The organism is Streptomyces sp. SAI-170 (genome assembly GCF_049739565.1).
Lineage (GTDB): Bacteria > Actinomycetota > Actinomycetes > Streptomycetales > Streptomycetaceae > Streptomyces.
Genome location: NZ_JBMGQD010000001.1, coordinates 5221152 through 5235607, shown reverse-complemented (window position 1 = coordinate 5235607; position 14456 = coordinate 5221152). Strand labels below are relative to the sequence as shown.

At 71.1% G+C, this 14456-nt stretch carries 15 protein-coding genes, 1 tRNA gene and 1 pseudogene; 9 read left to right on the top strand and 8 right to left on the bottom strand.

The window, feature by feature from the left end:
* Positions 1-39 precede the first annotated feature (39 nt).
* A complete protein-coding gene (locus tag RKD23_RS23420) occupies positions 40-1443 on the top strand; it encodes a tetratricopeptide repeat protein (protein WP_424855445.1) in 1404 nt (467 codons plus the stop codon).
* Here the strand turns inward: RKD23_RS23420 and hppD are convergent.
* Complete coding sequence (gene hppD / locus RKD23_RS23415; RefSeq protein WP_424855444.1) at positions 1440-2585, bottom strand: 4-hydroxyphenylpyruvate dioxygenase; 1146 nt, start codon at positions 2583-2585, stop codon at positions 1440-1442. The genes RKD23_RS23420 and hppD overlap by 4 nt on opposite strands.
* A gap of 122 nt (positions 2586-2707) precedes the next feature.
* Here hppD and RKD23_RS23410 point away from each other — a divergent pair, with 122 nt between their 5' ends.
* The 7 genes from RKD23_RS23410 to RKD23_RS23380 all read left to right on the top strand — a co-directional run bounded on the left by RKD23_RS23410 (position 2708) and on the right by RKD23_RS23380 (position 7700).
* On the top strand, positions 2708-3184 hold the full coding sequence (locus tag RKD23_RS23410; RefSeq protein ID WP_404047118.1) for an Lrp/AsnC family transcriptional regulator: 477 nt from the start codon (positions 2708-2710) through the stop codon (positions 3182-3184).
* Between the two features lie 27 nt (positions 3185-3211).
* On the top strand, positions 3212-3859 hold the full coding sequence (locus RKD23_RS23405) for an ABC transporter permease (RefSeq protein WP_404047120.1): 648 nt from the start codon (positions 3212-3214) through the stop codon (positions 3857-3859).
* Positions 3852-5090, top strand: a complete 1239-nt coding sequence (locus RKD23_RS23400; protein WP_424855443.1) for a betaine/proline/choline family ABC transporter ATP-binding protein — start codon at positions 3852-3854, stop codon at positions 5088-5090. The genes RKD23_RS23405 and RKD23_RS23400 overlap by 8 nt, the downstream gene beginning before the upstream one ends.
* The gene (locus RKD23_RS23395; RefSeq protein ID WP_424855442.1) at positions 5087-5896 is read left to right on the top strand and encodes an ABC transporter permease; all 810 of its coding nucleotides are present in this window, start codon (positions 5087-5089) and stop codon (positions 5894-5896) included. The genes RKD23_RS23400 and RKD23_RS23395 overlap by 4 nt, the downstream gene beginning before the upstream one ends.
* On the top strand, positions 5893-6861 hold the full coding sequence (locus RKD23_RS23390) for a glycine betaine ABC transporter substrate-binding protein (RefSeq protein ID WP_424855441.1): 969 nt from the start codon (positions 5893-5895) through the stop codon (positions 6859-6861). The genes RKD23_RS23395 and RKD23_RS23390 overlap by 4 nt, the downstream gene beginning before the upstream one ends.
* Positions 6862-6936: 75 nt before the next feature.
* Complete coding sequence (locus RKD23_RS23385; RefSeq protein WP_424855440.1) at positions 6937-7512, top strand: helix-turn-helix domain-containing protein; 576 nt, start codon at positions 6937-6939, stop codon at positions 7510-7512.
* Between the two features lie 14 nt (positions 7513-7526).
* A complete protein-coding gene (locus RKD23_RS23380; protein ID WP_424855439.1) occupies positions 7527-7700 on the top strand; it encodes a hypothetical protein in 174 nt (57 codons plus the stop codon).
* On the opposite strand, the gene RKD23_RS23375 is transcribed toward RKD23_RS23380, so the two are convergent.
* From RKD23_RS23375 to RKD23_RS23350, 6 genes are all read right to left on the bottom strand, one after another.
* Positions 7697-8488 carry a S16 family serine protease gene (locus RKD23_RS23375; protein ID WP_424855438.1) on the bottom strand — a complete coding sequence of 264 codons (792 nt, stop codon included), beginning with the start codon at positions 8486-8488 and terminating at the stop codon, positions 7697-7699. The genes RKD23_RS23380 and RKD23_RS23375 overlap by 4 nt on opposite strands.
* Positions 8489-8581: 93 nt before the next feature.
* Positions 8582-9223 (bottom strand): IclR family transcriptional regulator, encoded by a 642-nt coding sequence (locus RKD23_RS23370; RefSeq protein ID WP_404047140.1) that lies wholly within the window; start codon positions 9221-9223, stop codon positions 8582-8584.
* Positions 9224-9589: 366 nt separating this feature from the next.
* Positions 9590-11389, bottom strand: a complete 1800-nt coding sequence (locus RKD23_RS23365; protein ID WP_424855437.1) for a DEAD/DEAH box helicase — start codon at positions 11387-11389, stop codon at positions 9590-9592.
* 111 nt (positions 11390-11500) lie between these two features.
* Entirely contained in the window at positions 11501-11875 is a 375-nt protein-coding gene (locus RKD23_RS23360) for a type II toxin-antitoxin system death-on-curing family toxin (protein WP_424855436.1), read from the bottom strand.
* Positions 11872-12072: a hypothetical protein gene (locus RKD23_RS23355; RefSeq protein ID WP_424855435.1), complete on the bottom strand. Its 201-nt coding sequence runs from the start codon at positions 12070-12072 to the stop codon at positions 11872-11874. The genes RKD23_RS23360 and RKD23_RS23355 overlap by 4 nt, the downstream gene beginning before the upstream one ends.
* Positions 12073-12154: 82 nt before the next feature.
* Positions 12155-13615 (bottom strand): MFS transporter, encoded by a 1461-nt coding sequence (locus RKD23_RS23350; protein ID WP_424855434.1) that lies wholly within the window; start codon positions 13613-13615, stop codon positions 12155-12157.
* Positions 13616-13837: 222 nt separating this feature from the next.
* Between RKD23_RS23350 and RKD23_RS23345 the strand changes: the two genes are divergently transcribed.
* A tRNA-Cys gene (locus tag RKD23_RS23345) sits at positions 13838-13912 on the top strand.
* Here RKD23_RS23345 and RKD23_RS23340 read toward each other — a convergent pair.
* Positions 13908-14333, bottom strand: a pseudogene (locus RKD23_RS23340) (SUKH-4 family immunity protein); the annotation flags it as partial. The gene RKD23_RS23345 and the pseudogene RKD23_RS23340 overlap by 5 nt on opposite strands.
* Between the last annotated feature and the right edge of the window lie 123 nt (positions 14334-14456).

The window sequence follows — 14456 nt, the reverse complement described above, 5'->3', positions numbered from 1 at the left end:
GCCCGGGTGCGGTCGTCGTACTGGCGCACAGTGAGCGGCATGGAGAGCGAGGAGAAGGCGGCACGGCTGCGGGTCCGCCTGGCGAACGGGGTGGTCGTCGGGGCGCTGGTGGGGTGTCTGGGGTTCGGCGGATGGCTGATGGCGCTGCCGCCGGACGGGCGGGACGGGGCGGCGGGGTCGCCGGGGCCGCTCGCGTTGGCGCAGACGGCGGTCACGGCCGGGGTGCCGGCCGCGCTGCCCGATCTGGCGGCGCTGATCGCCGACCGGGAGGCGCACCTGCGCGGGCATCCGAAGGACAGCGAGTCATGGGCGGTGCTCGGGGCGGCGTACGTGGAGCAGGGGCGGCGGCTGGCCGACGCCGAGTGGTTCCCGCGGGCCGAGCGCGCGCTGCGGACCTCCCTGCGGGGCCGCAGGAACGCGCAGGCGCTGGAGGGCCTCGCCGTGCTGGCGAACGCCCGCAGGGATTTCCGTACCGCACGCGGCTACAGCGAGGCCGCGCTCAGGGCGGACGCCCGGCGCTGGACGGCGTACGGGCCGCTGATCGAGGCGTGCACCGGGCTGAACGACCACAAGGCGGCGAAGCGGGCCCTCGACCGGCTGCTGGAGCTGCGCTCCGGCCCGGCCGTACAGGCGCGGGCGGCGGCCGTGTACCGGGACCGGGGCTGGCGGGAGGACGCGGCGGCGGCGCTGTCGGACGCGGCCGCGGCGGCCCGCACGCCGGCCGAGCGGGCGGCGTGGCTTGAGCGGGGCGGGCAGCTGGCGTTCGAGCGCGGGGACCGCGAGGCGGCACTGAGCCACTTCCAGGAGGCGCTGCGCACGGACCCCGACCAACGGGCCGCACAGGCCGGGCAGGGGCGCGCGCTGGCGGCCCTGGGGCGCACGACGGAGGCGCTGAGCGCCTACCGGGCGGCGCTGGAGAAGCAGCCGGTGCCGCAGTACGCGCTGGAGCTGGGCGAGTTGTACGAGTCGCTGGGGCTGGGGCAGGCGGCGCGGGTGCAGTACGACCTGCTGCGCGAGCGGGTGCGGGCGGCCGGCGCGGGCGGGGTGGACGAGGAGCTGGTGCTCGGCGTGCTGGAGGCGGACCACGGGGATCCGGCGGCGGCCGTACGGCGGTTGCGGGCGGAGTGGCAGCGGCAGCCGGGGATCGCGGTGGCGGACGCGCTGGGCTGGGCGCTGCACCGGGCCGGGCAGGACGAGGAGGCGCTCACCTTCGCCCTACGGGCGACGGACGCGGAGCACGGGGGCGGGGTGCGCAGCGCGCTGTACACCTTCCACCGCGCGATGATCGAGCGGGACCTGGAGATGGTCGGTCCCGCCCGGCGGCATCTTCAGGAGGCGCTGCGGATCAATCCGTACTTCTCGCCTCTGCACGCGCCGGTGGCCCGCCGGGCGCTGGACGCGCTCGGCGAGCCACCGAAGACACCGCTGCCCGAGATGCGTTAGAGGTTGCCGCGCTTGGCCTGCTCGCGCTCGATCGCCTCGAACAGGGCCTTGAAGTTGCCCTTGCCGAAGCCCATGGAGCCGTGCCGCTCGATGAGCTCGAAGAACACCGTCGGGCGGTCCTGGACCGGCTTGGTGAAGATCTGCAGCAGGTAGCCGTCCTCGTCGCGGTCGGCGAGGATCTTCAGCTCGCGCAGGGTGTCGACCGGTACGCGGGTGTCGCCGACCCACTCGCCGAGGGTGTCGTAGTAGGAGTCCGGGGTGTCGAGGAACTGGACTCCGGCCGCGCGCATGGTGCGGACGGTGGCGACGATGTCGTTGGTGTTCAGCGCGATGTGCTGGACGCCGGCGCCGCCGTAGAACTCCAGGTACTCGTCGATCTGGGACTTCTTCTTGGCGATGGCGGGCTCGTTGATCGGGAACTTGACCTTGAGCGTGCCGTCGGCGACGACCTTGGACATCAGGGCGCTGTACTCGGTGGCGATGTCGTCGCCCACGAACTCCTTCATGTTCGTGAAGCCCATGACCTTGTTGTAGAAGCCGACCCACTCGTTCATCTTGCCGAGCTCGACGTTGCCGACGCAGTGGTCGATGGCCTGGAAGGTGCGCTGGGCGGGCGGCTCGACCATCGGCTTGGCGGCGACGTAGCCGGGCAGGTAGGGGCCGTCGTAGCCGGAGCGGTCGACGAGGGTGTGGCGGGTCTTGCCGTAGGTGGCGATCGCGGCGAGGACGACGGTGCCGTGCTCGTCCTTCAGCTCGTACGGCTCGGCGACGGAGGTGGCGCCGTGCTCGATCGCGTAGGCGTGGGCGGCGCGGGCGTCGGGGACCTCGATGGCGAGGTCGACCACGCCGTCGCCGTGCTCGGCCACGTGCTCGGCGAGGAAGTGGCCCCAGGGGGTGGCGGCCTTGATCACCGAGGTGAGCACGAACCGGGCGGAGCCGTTCTCCAGCACGTAAGCCGCGGTCTCGCGGCTGCCGTTCTCCGGTCCGGAGTACGCGACCAGCTTCATGCCGAAGGCGGTGGAGTAGTAGTGCGCCGCCTGCTTGGCGTTGCCCACGGCGAAGACGACCGCGTCCATTCCCTTGACCGGGAAGGGATCGGCCTGCCGGGCGGTGTCGGGAGTGTGGTGTGTGGTCTGCGTCATAGCCGAAGCCTCGCGCCGACCTGCAAGGTGCGCAATAGTTCGCGTATTCACTGGGCAATCTGTGCAGTGACCGGGCCGTAGTGGCGGGCTTTCTGTACAGGATGACCACCTCGGAGGGACTTGTGGCGATCGATCATCTGGACGGCCGGATCATCGTGCTGCTGGCGCGCGAGCCGCGCATCGGGGTGCTGGAGATGTCCCGGCGCCTCGGCGTGGCGCGCGGCACGGTGCAGGCGCGCCTGGACCGGCTTACGTCGAATGGAGTCATCCGCGGCTTCGGTCCCGAGGTCGATCCGGCGGCCCTCGGCTACCCGGTCACGGCGTTCGCCACGCTGCAGATCCGGCAGGGCCAAGGGGCCGATGTGCGGGCGCACTTGGCGACCGTGCCGGAGGTGCTGGAGCTGCACACCACGACCGGCAGCGGGGACATGCTGTGCCGTCTGGTGGCCCGCTCGAACGCCGATCTCCAGCGTGTGATCGACCTGGTCGTCGGTTTCGATGGGATCGTCCGGGCCTCCACCGCGATCGTCATGGAGAACCCCGTTCCGCTGCGGGTCATCCCGCTGGTGGAGCAGGCCGCGGAGGACCGGAGGGAGTGATCTGAGCCGACCTTGGGGTGAGCGCGCTTGAACTTCTGGGAGTACCTCGGCAACCGCCACCAGCAACTGCTCACGGACGCCTTCCAGCACGCCAGCGCCGTGTTCCAGTGCATGGTCGTGGCGACCGTGCTCGGGGTGCTGATCGGTGTCGTCACCTATCGCAGCGACTGGGCCGGGAACCTGGCCACCATCGCCACCTCCACCGTGCTGACCATTCCGTCGCTGGCGATGATCGGCCTGCTCATCCCGGTCGTCGGGCTCGGTGTGCCGCCGACGGTGATCGCTCTGATCCTCTACGGGCTGCTGCCGATCGTGCGCAACTCGATCGTCGGCCTGCGCGGGGTCGATCCGTCCCTGGTGGACGCCGCGAAGGGCATCGGGATGTCCCGGCTGATGCGGCTGGCCCGGGTGGAGCTGCCGCTGGCGTGGCCGCCGATCCTGACCGGCATCCGGGTCTCGACGCAGATGCTGATGGGCATCGCGGCCATCGCCGCCTACGCCTCCGGGCCCGGCCTCGGCAACGAGATCTTCCGCGGGATCGCGTCCCTGGGCAGCAAGAACGCGCTCAACCAGGTGCTCGCGGGCACGCTCGGGATCATCGTCCTGGCCCTGTTGTTCGACGCCGTGTACGTCCTGATCGGGCGGCTGACGATTCCGAGGGGGATCCGTGTCTGAGTCCAGTGCATCAGGGGCGTCCATCGAGCTGGAGAACCTCACCAAGCGGTATCCCGGCAATCCGCAGCCGTCCGTCGACAACGTCAACATGGAGATCAAGGCGGGCGAGACGGTCATCTTCGTCGGGCCGTCCGGCTGCGGTAAGTCGACGACACTCAAGATGATCAACAGGTTGATCGAGCCGTCCAGTGGTCGCATCCGGATCAACGGTGAGGACGTGACGGACATCGATCCGGTCAAGCTGCGCCGCAAGGTCGGCTACGCGATCCAGTCGGCCGGCCTGTTCCCGCACATGACCGTCGCCCAGAACATCGCGCTGGTGCCGAAGATGATCGGCTGGTCCAAGGGCCGCATCAAGGACCGCGTGGAGGAGCTGCTGGACCTGGTGGGCCTGGACCCGGGCGAGTTCCACGGCCGCTATCCGCGCCAGCTCTCCGGCGGCCAGCAGCAGCGGGTCGGGGTGGCAAGGGCGCTGGCCGCGGACCCTCCGGTGCTGTTGATGGACGAGCCGTTCGGTGCGGTCGACCCGATCACGCGTGACCATCTCCAGGACGAGTTGATCAGGCTGCAGCACGAACTGCACAAGACGATCGTGTTCGTCACCCATGACTTCGACGAAGCGATCAAACTGGGCGACCGGATCGCGGTGCTGCGCGAACGCTCACACATCGCTCAGTTCGACACCCCCGAGGCGATTCTGACCAACCCGGCCGACGATTTCGTCTCCGGTTTCGTCGGCGCCGGAGCGGCCCTGAAGCGGCTCAACCTCACCCGCGTACGGGACGTGGAGATCACCGACTATCCGACGGTGACCGTGGACACTCCGCTGCAGGAGATCTTCCTGATGCTGCGCTCCAGCGGCACCAACGAGATCCTGCTGCTCGACAAGCGCGGCCGCCCCTACAAGTGGCTTCGGCGCGGCGACCTGATGCGGGCCAAGGGCTCGCTCGCCCGCGCGGGCACGCTCGTGCACGACACGGTGACCCGGGACGCGACCCTGCGCGACGCGCTGGAGGCGGTGCTCACCGACAACGCCGGCCGGGTGGCGGTGACCGGGCGGCGCGGGGAGTACACCGGCGTCGTCGACATGGAGACGCTGATGAACTCCGTGCACGAGCTGCTGGAGGCAGACCGGCTGGACGCCATGGAGCACCAGCACGAGCTGGAGGAGGCGCGGGCCGAGCGCACCCACGCGGAGCAGGAGGGCTTCTCGGGGGAGGGGAAGGCGTGAGCACGCCCGAGCTGGAGGAACAGGAGCAGGAGGCGGAACGCACGCCGCCGCCGAGTCCGCCGCAGCGCAGGCGGGTCACCTGGCAGAAGCTGACCTTTCTGCCGGTGTTCCTGGTCGTCGTGCTGCTCACCACCTGGCTGTGGTTCCAGCAGGCCGACCTCGACACCATCTCCGAGAACGCGCTGTCCGACGGGCAGGTGTCCAAGGCGCTGTGGCAGCACGTCCAACTCACCGTGATCTCGACGTTCTTCGTGCTGGTCATCGCGGTCCCGCTGGGCATCCTGCTGACCCGTGGGGCCCTGCGCCGGGCCACCCCGCTGGTGATGGCCGTCGCCAACATGGGCCAGGCGACCCCCGCGATCGGTCTGCTCGCGCTGCTGGTGATCTGGCTGGGCATCGGCCGCAGGGCCGCCCTGATCGGCATGATCGCCTACGCCGTGCTGCCGGTGCTGTCCAACACGATCGCGGGCCTGCGCGCCAACGACCCGACCCTGCTGGAGGCGGCCCGCGGCATCGGGATGTCGCAGCTCGGGGTGCTGGCGAAGGTGGAGCTGCCGCTCGCGGTGCCGCTGATCCTGGCCGGTGTGCGTACGGCGCTCGTCCTCAACGTCGGCACCGCCACGCTGGCGACCTTCGGCGGAGGCGGCGGCCTGGGCGTGCTGATCACGGCCGGGATCACCAACCAGCGCATGCCCGTGCTGGTGCTCGGCTCGATCCTGACCATCGCGCTCGCCCTGCTGGTCGACTGGCTCGCGTCGCTGGCCGAACTGATGCTGCGGCCGCGCGGACTGGAGGCCGGACGATGAGGCGGGCCGCACTCCTCGCGCCGGCCGTGCTGCTCGCCGCGCTGCTGCCCGGCTGCGGTCTGACCAGCGGCTCCCCCATGGTCGACGACGTACGGCCCGGCTCGATCGGGAAGGGTGAGCCGCTCAAGGGCGCCCAACTGACCGTGACGTCCAAGTCGTTCACCGAGAGCCTCATCCTCGGCGCGATCACGGGCATCGCCTTCGAGGCGGCCGGCGCGGACGTCCTGGACCGGACCGGCATCCAGGGCTCCATCGGCGGGCGCGAGGCGGTCCTCAAGGGCGACGCGGACGCCATGTACGAGTACACGGGCACGGCCTGGATCACGTACCTGGGCAACAGCGAGCCCATCGACGACCCGCAGCGGCAGTGGGAGGCCGTGCGCAAGGCCGATGTGAAGAACGGGCTGACCTGGCTGCCGCCCTCGCGGCTGAACAACACGTACGCGCTGGCGATGAACCAGGACAACTTCAAGAAGTACGGCACGAAGACCCTGTCCGACGTGGCCGCGCTGGCGAAGTCCGACCCGGGGGCCGTCACCCTGTGCGTGGAGAGCGAGTTCGCCAACCGCGCGGACGGGCTGCGCGGCATGCAGGAGCTGTACGGGATGAACGTACCGGCGTCCCGGATCACCCAGATGGACACCGGGATCATCTACACACAGGCCGAGAAGGGCAGTTGCACCTACGGAGAGGTCTTCACCACCGACGGGCGCATCAAGTCGATGCACCTGGAGGTCATGGAGGACGACAAGAAGTTCTTCCCCAACTACAACGCCGCGCCCGAGATCAACTCGAAGACGTTCAAGAAGTGGCCGGCCATCGCGGAGGTGCTGGCCCCGGTGACGGCGAAGCTGGACAACGCGGTGGCGCAGGAGCTGAACGCCCGCGTGGACGTGGACGGGGAGGACCCGCACGCCGTGGCGCTGGACTGGATGAAGGACGAGGGGTTCGTGAAGGAGGGCTGAGGCTTTTCGGGTTCCAAAAGGTTCGTTGCAAAGACTCCCTTGCAAGGCTTTCTTTGCAACGCTACCTTTGTACGCATGGACGAGCCCGAGAAGCCCAAAACCCGCCAGCTGGACGCCCGTTCACTGCGCGGCCTTGCGCATCCCCTGCGGCTGGAGTTGCGGCGGGCGCTGCGCCTGCACGGCCCGGCCACCGCGTCGATGCTCGCCGAGCGCCTCGGCGAGTCCAGCGGGGCCACCAGCTACCACCTGCGGCAGCTCGCCGCGCACGGGTTCGTGACGGACGCCCCGGAGCGCGGCAAGGGCCGTGAGCGCTGGTGGCGGGTGGTCGACGACGGGATCAGCTTCGACGAGGGCCTGGTGCCCGACGCCGACCCCGCCACCCGGGGCGCCCTGGATGTCCTGATGCACGAAGCGGTGGCCAACCACGCCCGCGAGATGACCACCTTCGTCGCCACCCGCCACGACTGGCTTCCGGCGTGGTCCTCCCAGTCCACCGACCTGAGCGACTACACGCTGCGACTGACCCCCACCGAGGCAGCGGAGCTCATCGCGAAGATGCACGCGCTGATCGACAGCTACCGGGGCCGCGAAGAGCCTGACGCGACGGCCGTCCGCATCCACACGCACGCCTTCCCGATCTCCACCGACTGAGAAAGGCACACCCGATGACGACGCCCGACCTCGCCCGCTACACCCACCTGCGCACCGAGGCCGACGCCCACCGCCTCGCCCAGGACGCCCACCGGCCCGCCGACCTGCGTGAGCGCCTCGGCTGGACCCTCGTCGAGGTGGGGCTGCGCCTCGCCGCCCCGCAGCAGCGCCCGGCGCTGGCGCGTTAGCAGCTCGGCACGGTCCCCTTGCCGGTCTCCAGCGCCACCAGCGAGTCCACCGCGCCCTTCAGGGTGGTGACCGGGATCAGCCGCAGGCCCTCGGGAAGCTCCGAGCGGGCGTCGGAGCACTCGGCCTTCGGGACCAGGAAGACCGTCGCGCCGTCGCGCTTGGCGGCCTGCGTCTTCAGGGCCACACCGCCCACCGCGCCGACCCGGCCGGCCGCGTCGATGGTGCCCGTACCGGCGATGACGCGGCCGCCGGTGAGATCACGGCCGGGGCCGTCGCCGTTCAGCTTGTCGACGACGCCCAGGGAGAACAGCAGGCCCGCGCTGGGACCGCCGACGTCGGCGAGCTTCAGGGTGACCTTCACGTCGTCGGCGTCCAGCTTCAGGTAGTTCAGGGCGGCCTCGGCGGCGGCGTCCTGGGACTCCTTCATCTGCTCGGTGTTGTGCCGTTCGATCTCCTCGACCGTGTCACCGCTCGGATAGACCGAGTCGCGCGGCATGACCGCCCGGTCGGTGCGGAACCAGCTGTCCAGCACATCGGCGAGGGACACCCGCGCGTCCGGGCTGGTCGCCTCGATCGTGGTCATCCGCAGCTCGCCGCGCGTCTCGTCGGTCCGGGCGCCGGAGATCGTGATCACCGGGTCGCCCTTGTTCTCGCCCAGCACGTTCGCCGTCATCCCCGGCTGCGCCACCGAGAACGGCAGCGGCGCGAACGCGGCCGTGGCGAGCAGGGCCACGACGGGGACGGCACAGACGGCGACGGCCTGGGGGCGCGAGAGACGAGAGAGCACGGGGTCAATCTAACGTGACCCCTGAGTGCGGCCGTGCCCGCCCGCCAAGGGCCTCCCGCGGGGGAGAGCCGGCCCTTCCCGGTCGTACGGCGGTCAGCGCAGGGCCTCGGCGACCTCACGCGCCGCCTCGACGACCCGCGGCCCGACCCGCTCGGGCACCGCGTCGGCCAGCATGACCACGCCCACGCTGCCCTCCACGCCGGTCACCCCCACCAGGGGTGCGGCCGCGCCGCTCGCGCCGGCCTCCAGCTCGCCGTGGGTCAGTGTGTAGCCGGGGTCCTCGAAGGGCTTCTGGCGGGCGGAGAGTATCGCCTTGCCGGCGGCGCCCCGGTCCAGCGGATGCCGGAAACCCGCGCGGTAGGCGACGTGATAGTCGGTCCAGGTCGGCTCCACTACCGCGACGGCGAGGGCTTCCGCCCCGTCGACGAGGGTCAGATGCGCGGTCGCGCCGATGTCCTCGGCCAGTGAGCGCAGCGCCGGCAGCGCGGCCTCCCGCACCAGCGGATGCACCTGCCGCCCCAGCCCCAGCACGCCGAGCCCGACCCGGGCACGCCCGCCGAGATCACGGCGTACGAGCGCGTGCTGCTCCAGTGTGGCCAGCAAGCGGTAGACGACGGTCCGGTTGACGCCGAGTTTGTGGGAGAGCTCGGTAACAGTCAGCCCGTGGTCCGTGTCGGCCAGCAGCTTGAGGACTCTGAGTCCCCGGTCGAGCGTCTGGGAGGTCTCCGCGGTCACGACGCCCACTCCTTAGTGGTGAGGTCGGCAGCCCCCTCGCGGCAGATGCGTCGCCGAGTCCCGTCAGCGACGCGCTTTCAGAGGCCGCCGATCGGCTGACGGCCCGGCTTGTCCGGACCCAGTCGCTTCACGGCTGCGCTCCGCGGCGGCGCTGCCACGGGGCGTGTGCGTAGCGGGACATTAGCGAAGGGGGTTCGCTCAGCGGAAGGCTAAGTCCAGAATCCGGGCAAGGGTCGGAGTGACCTGCTCACCTTTGCCCGGAAACGCCCTGGGGGCGCGGGGCTCTGCTCGATATGCGGCTCCGCCGCGTGGGCGCGACCGACCACGACGGCGCGGCACCCGGAAGACGACACCGACCGGCCACGGTCACCGCATCCGAGTGGCCCACTCCTGCACCTTGGCGATCCTCTGCCGCAACTGCCCCGCCGTGGCCTCCGCGCTCGGCGGCCCGCCGCACACCCGCCGCAGCTCGGTGTGGATCACCCCGTGCGGCTTGCCGCTCTGATGGACGTACGCCCCGACCATCGTGTTGAGCTGCTTGCGCAGCTCCATCAGCTCCTTGTGCGTGACGACGGGCCGCCGCTCGGCGGGCATCTCCAGAAGATCGGCTTCCGCGTCCGGCTTCTTGCGGCTGTGGGCGATCTGCCGGGCCTGCCGCTTCTGCAGCAGCAGCTGCACCTGCTCGGGTTCCAGGAGCCCCGGGATGCCGAGGTAGTCCTGCTCCTCCTCGCTGCCCGGGTGGGCCTGCATACCGAACTCGGCGCCGTTGTACATGACCCGGTCGAAGACGGCGTCGGACTCCAGCGCCTCGAACGGCAGCATGTCCTGCTCGCCGGTGTCCTCGTCCTTCTGCTGCTCGGCCTCCTGGAGGAGCTTGTCCTCCTCGGCGTACGGGTCCTCCTCGCCGTCCTTCTTCGGCTTGTCGAGGACGTGGTCGCGCTCGACCTCCATCTCGTGCGCGAAGGTGAGCAGGTCGGGCACGGTCGGCAGGAACACCGACGCCGTCTCGCCCCGCCTGCGCGAACGCACAAAACGTCCGACGGCCTGAGCGAAGAACAACGGTGTGGAGATGGTGGTCGCATACACACCGACCGCGAGCCGGGGCACGTCGACACCCTCGGACACCATGCGGACGGCGACCATCCACCGGTCGTTGCTGTCGCTGAACTCGTCGATCCGGTTCGAGGCTCCCGCGTCGTCCGACAGCACGAGCGTCGCCTTCGTGCCGGTGATCTCGCGGATCAGCTTGGCGTAGGCGCGCGCGGAGTCCTGGTCGGAGGCGATGACGAGAGCGCCCGCGTCCGGGATGGCCTTCCTGACCTCGGTCAGCCGCTGGTCGGCGGCGCGCAGCACGCTGGGCATCCACTCGCCGCGCGGGTCCAGCGCGGTCCGCCAGGCCTGGCTGATCGCGTCCTTGGTCATCGGCTCGCCGAGCCGGGCCTCGATCTCGTCGCCCGCCTTGGTGCGCCAGCGCATGTTGCCGCTGTAGGACAGGAAGATCACCGGGCGCACGACGTGGTCGGCGAGGGCGGAGCCGTAGCCGTAGGTGTAGTCGGCCGCCGACCGCCGGATGCCGTCCTGACCCTCCTCGTACGTCACGAAGGGGATCGGGTTGGTGTCGGACCGGAACGGCGTACCGGTCAGCGCGAGCCGGCGGGTGGCGGGCTCGAAGGCCTCCAGGCAGGCCTCGCCCCACGACTTGGAGTCACCGGCGTGGTGGATCTCGTCCAGGATCACCAGGGTCTTGCGCTGCTCGACCCGGTTGCGGTGCAGCATGGGCCGCACCCCGACACCGGCGTACGTCACGGCCACGCCGTGGTACTCCTTGCCGAGCGGGCCCGCGCTGTACTCCGGGTCCAGCTTGATTCCTATCCGCGCCGCGGCCTCCGCCCACTGCTTCTTCAGATGCTCGGTCGGCGCGACCACGGTCACCTGCTGCACGACGTGGTGATGCAGCAGCCAGGACGCCAGCGTCAGCGCGAAGGTCGTCTTGCCTGCGCCGGGCGTGGCGACCGCGAGGAAGTCACGCGGCTGCTCCTGGATGTACTTCTCCATCGCACCCTGCTGCCAGGCGCGCAGCTTGCTCGCGGTGCCCCAGGGGGCGCGGCCCGGGAAGGCCGGCGACAGGTGGTGGGAGTGGGAGGCAGAAGCGGCGGTGGTAGTCACGGTCTCCGTACGGGGGTGGCTCGGCTACGTATGACAACCGGGCCACCCTACCGGCGACCCGGCCCCGTCAACGCGCGAACGACACCCGGTCGCCCGCGGGTGGGACTGACGTCACAGCAGCCGCAGCCGCCTCGCGGTCTCCCCCACGTCACTCAGCTCACCCGCGGCCACGGCGACGACCAGGTCGTACGCCACGTCCTGGTCGCATCCCGTGAGATCGACGCCGTTCACCGCCAGGAACGTGGCCGCCGCCAGCCATGCCGTGCGCTTGTTGCCGTCGACGAGCGGATGGTTCGTCGCGAGGGCGTGGAGCAGGGCGGCGGCCTGCTCGTGCACGTCGGTGTAGGCCTGCTCGCCGAACATCCGCGCCCGTGGGCGCCGTACGGCGGACTCGAACAGCCCGGGCTCCCGCACCCCGGGCTCCTTCCCGCCGAACGCGATCCGCGCGATCGTCCGGGCCTCCCCGACGCGGAGGTGCCTGGTCATTCGCCCAGCCTCCGCAGCAGGTCGGCGTGGGCGCCGGCCAGCACCTCGGCGGCAACCCGCACCCGCGACGCCTCCTTCGCCAGCCGCTCCTCGACGGCGTCCCGCGCGATGTCCTGCGGACGGCGTCCGGTGGCGTCGGCGAGGTCCTCCAGGGCACGGCCCAGGTCGGGCGGCAGGGACACGGTCAGCTCGTACATGGCGGCGAGGCTATGCGGGACCGACCCTGCGCCGCGAGGCGTTTACCACCGACGCGCGCCCTTCCCCGCCCGCGCGAGCCGCTCACCGCTCCCGCAGCCGCGTCGTCACCCACGCCCCCACCAGCGCCACCGCCGCCATCGGCAGGAACACCGCCGCGAAGGCCGTCGGGTGGGAGCCGGAGGCCTCGGTCGCGGCGTGGGTGACCGTGCCGCCGCCGAGTGCCGCGAAGGCGGCGCCGCCCGCGGAGAGGAGGAGGACGTTGGACAGGCCGTCGGATATCTGGAGCGCGGCGGAGTTGGTGCCGGCCTCCTCCGGGGCGGAGAGGTGGAGCAGCAGCACGCTGGTGGAGGAGATCACCAGGCCCATGCCGAAGCAGCCGAAGCCCCAGGCGACCGCAACAGTCCAGGCAGGCACCCAGTCGATCAGTACGCTCGGCGCGGTGGCGATGGCCACGGCCACCAGCACCATGCCCAGCGTGATCAGCCGCTGCCGGTAGGGCTCCACCCGAGGCCGCGACTGCACCCACGAGCCCAGCGCCCACGTCCCGCCGCCCGCCGCGAGCGAGAACCCGGCCAGCGTCGGCGACAGCCCCCGCTGCGTGACCAGCATCAGCGGCACGAACGACTCGGCCGCGATGAACGACCCCGCCGCCAGCCCGCGCAGCAGCACCACGGAGGGCAGCCCCCGCGCCGCCCGGTAGGTGCCGCGCGGCAGCAGCCCCAGCGCGGCCGGCACCAGCAGCGCGGCCCCGGCGACGCCGGGCACGAGCGATATCCACCGCAGGTCCTGCGCCGCGTACTGCAGCAGTCCCGCCCCCAGGGAGATACCGAGCGCGAGGCGGATGCGGCGCCGGTCGGAGGACCCACGCACCTCGCTGTCCGCCTTCTCCCCCACCGGACCCGACGCCCGGCTGCGTATCTGCGGCAGCGCGAGGGCCAGCGGGAAGACCACCAGCACCGGGATGCCGATGAACACCCAGCGCCAGCCGACGTGCTCGGTCACCGCACCCGCCGCGAGGGGGCCGACGATCGACGGTACGACCCAGCTCGCGGCGAACGCCGCCATGATCGCCGGGCGGAGCCGCTCCGGATAGGCGCGGCCCACGACGACGTACAGCGCGACGATCACCAGGCCGCCGCCGAACCCCTGGACCGCCCGGCCGAGGATGAACAGCCACATCGCGCCGGCCGTCCCGGACAGCAGCAGCCCCGCCGCGAAGGCCGATATGCCCCCGGTCAGCGCCCCGAGCGGGCCGCGCCTGTCCGACCACTGGCCGGACAGCACCATCCCGAACAGGCTCGTCGTGAAGTACCCGGAGAACGCGAACGCGTACAGCGACACCCCGTCCAGCTCCCGCGCGGCCACCGGCATGGCCGTCCCCACCGCGGTCGCCTCGAACGCGATCAGCAGCACCACGGACACGATCCCGATGCTCAGCGCCCGGTAGGCACGGCTCAGCACGCCCTCGTCGGCCCGCCCGGCCGAGGTGGGATCGGAGTTCTGTGCGGCGACGTCCGTGTCGCGCGGTTCCAGGGCTGTCATGGTCGTCAGCGTAAGGCCCGAAGCAGTATTTGACCCCTGTCGGGAGACTCGCTCGGACTGGGACCTTGGTCGTACGACCGGCACGATGACGCCCCCCTTTCATGAACGGCGTATGGCAGTCCCGTTGCAGGGCGGGCCCGTCCCTTGAGCTCTCAACAGGCCCCGGCCTACGGTCGTTTCACCGAGTTCGACAGGGGCCCGAACCCCGGCGGACTCGCCAACGGCCGTGTGCCCGAGTGGTTCAGGGAGTCGCCTGCAAAGCGACTTACGCGGGTTCGATTCCCGCCACGGCCTCCAACAGCGCGGACTCCCGGCGCACTTGCCACAGGGAGAAGGCGAAGGTGGAGACGTCCGCGCTCAGCGGATGCAGTGTGCCTTCGGGTTCGCTCCAGTCGAGGAGGCGGCCCGTACGGCCGTCGAGGACGACGCTGCTGTCCTGCGTGAGGCGGCCGAGGCGTATCAGGTGGTCGGTATCGGCCGTGGGCAGAGGCAGTTCAGGACGTTCCTCCGCGACGTACTCCCCCAGTGGCGCCAGCGGGAACTCCGTGTCCAGGACGAAGAGGAAGCCCTCTTCCGGCAGCCCCGTCTCGCGCAGGAACCGGCGGGTGGGTTCGTGGATGAGGGCCGTCGGGAAGTCGACGTCCTCGAAGCGGACGACGCGGCCCCGGCCGAACTCCCGGTCCAGCAGGCGGTAGGGCAGGTCGAGGGCCAGCCCGGAGCGGCCCTGTGCGAACTTCGGCGGCAGCCGCAGCGGCGGCTCACTCGTCAGCAGCGTCATTGTTTCCCCCGTGCGCGTTGGTGCTCAGGGGCAGCAGCCGCCACGGAATCCAGGCAGCGCCGC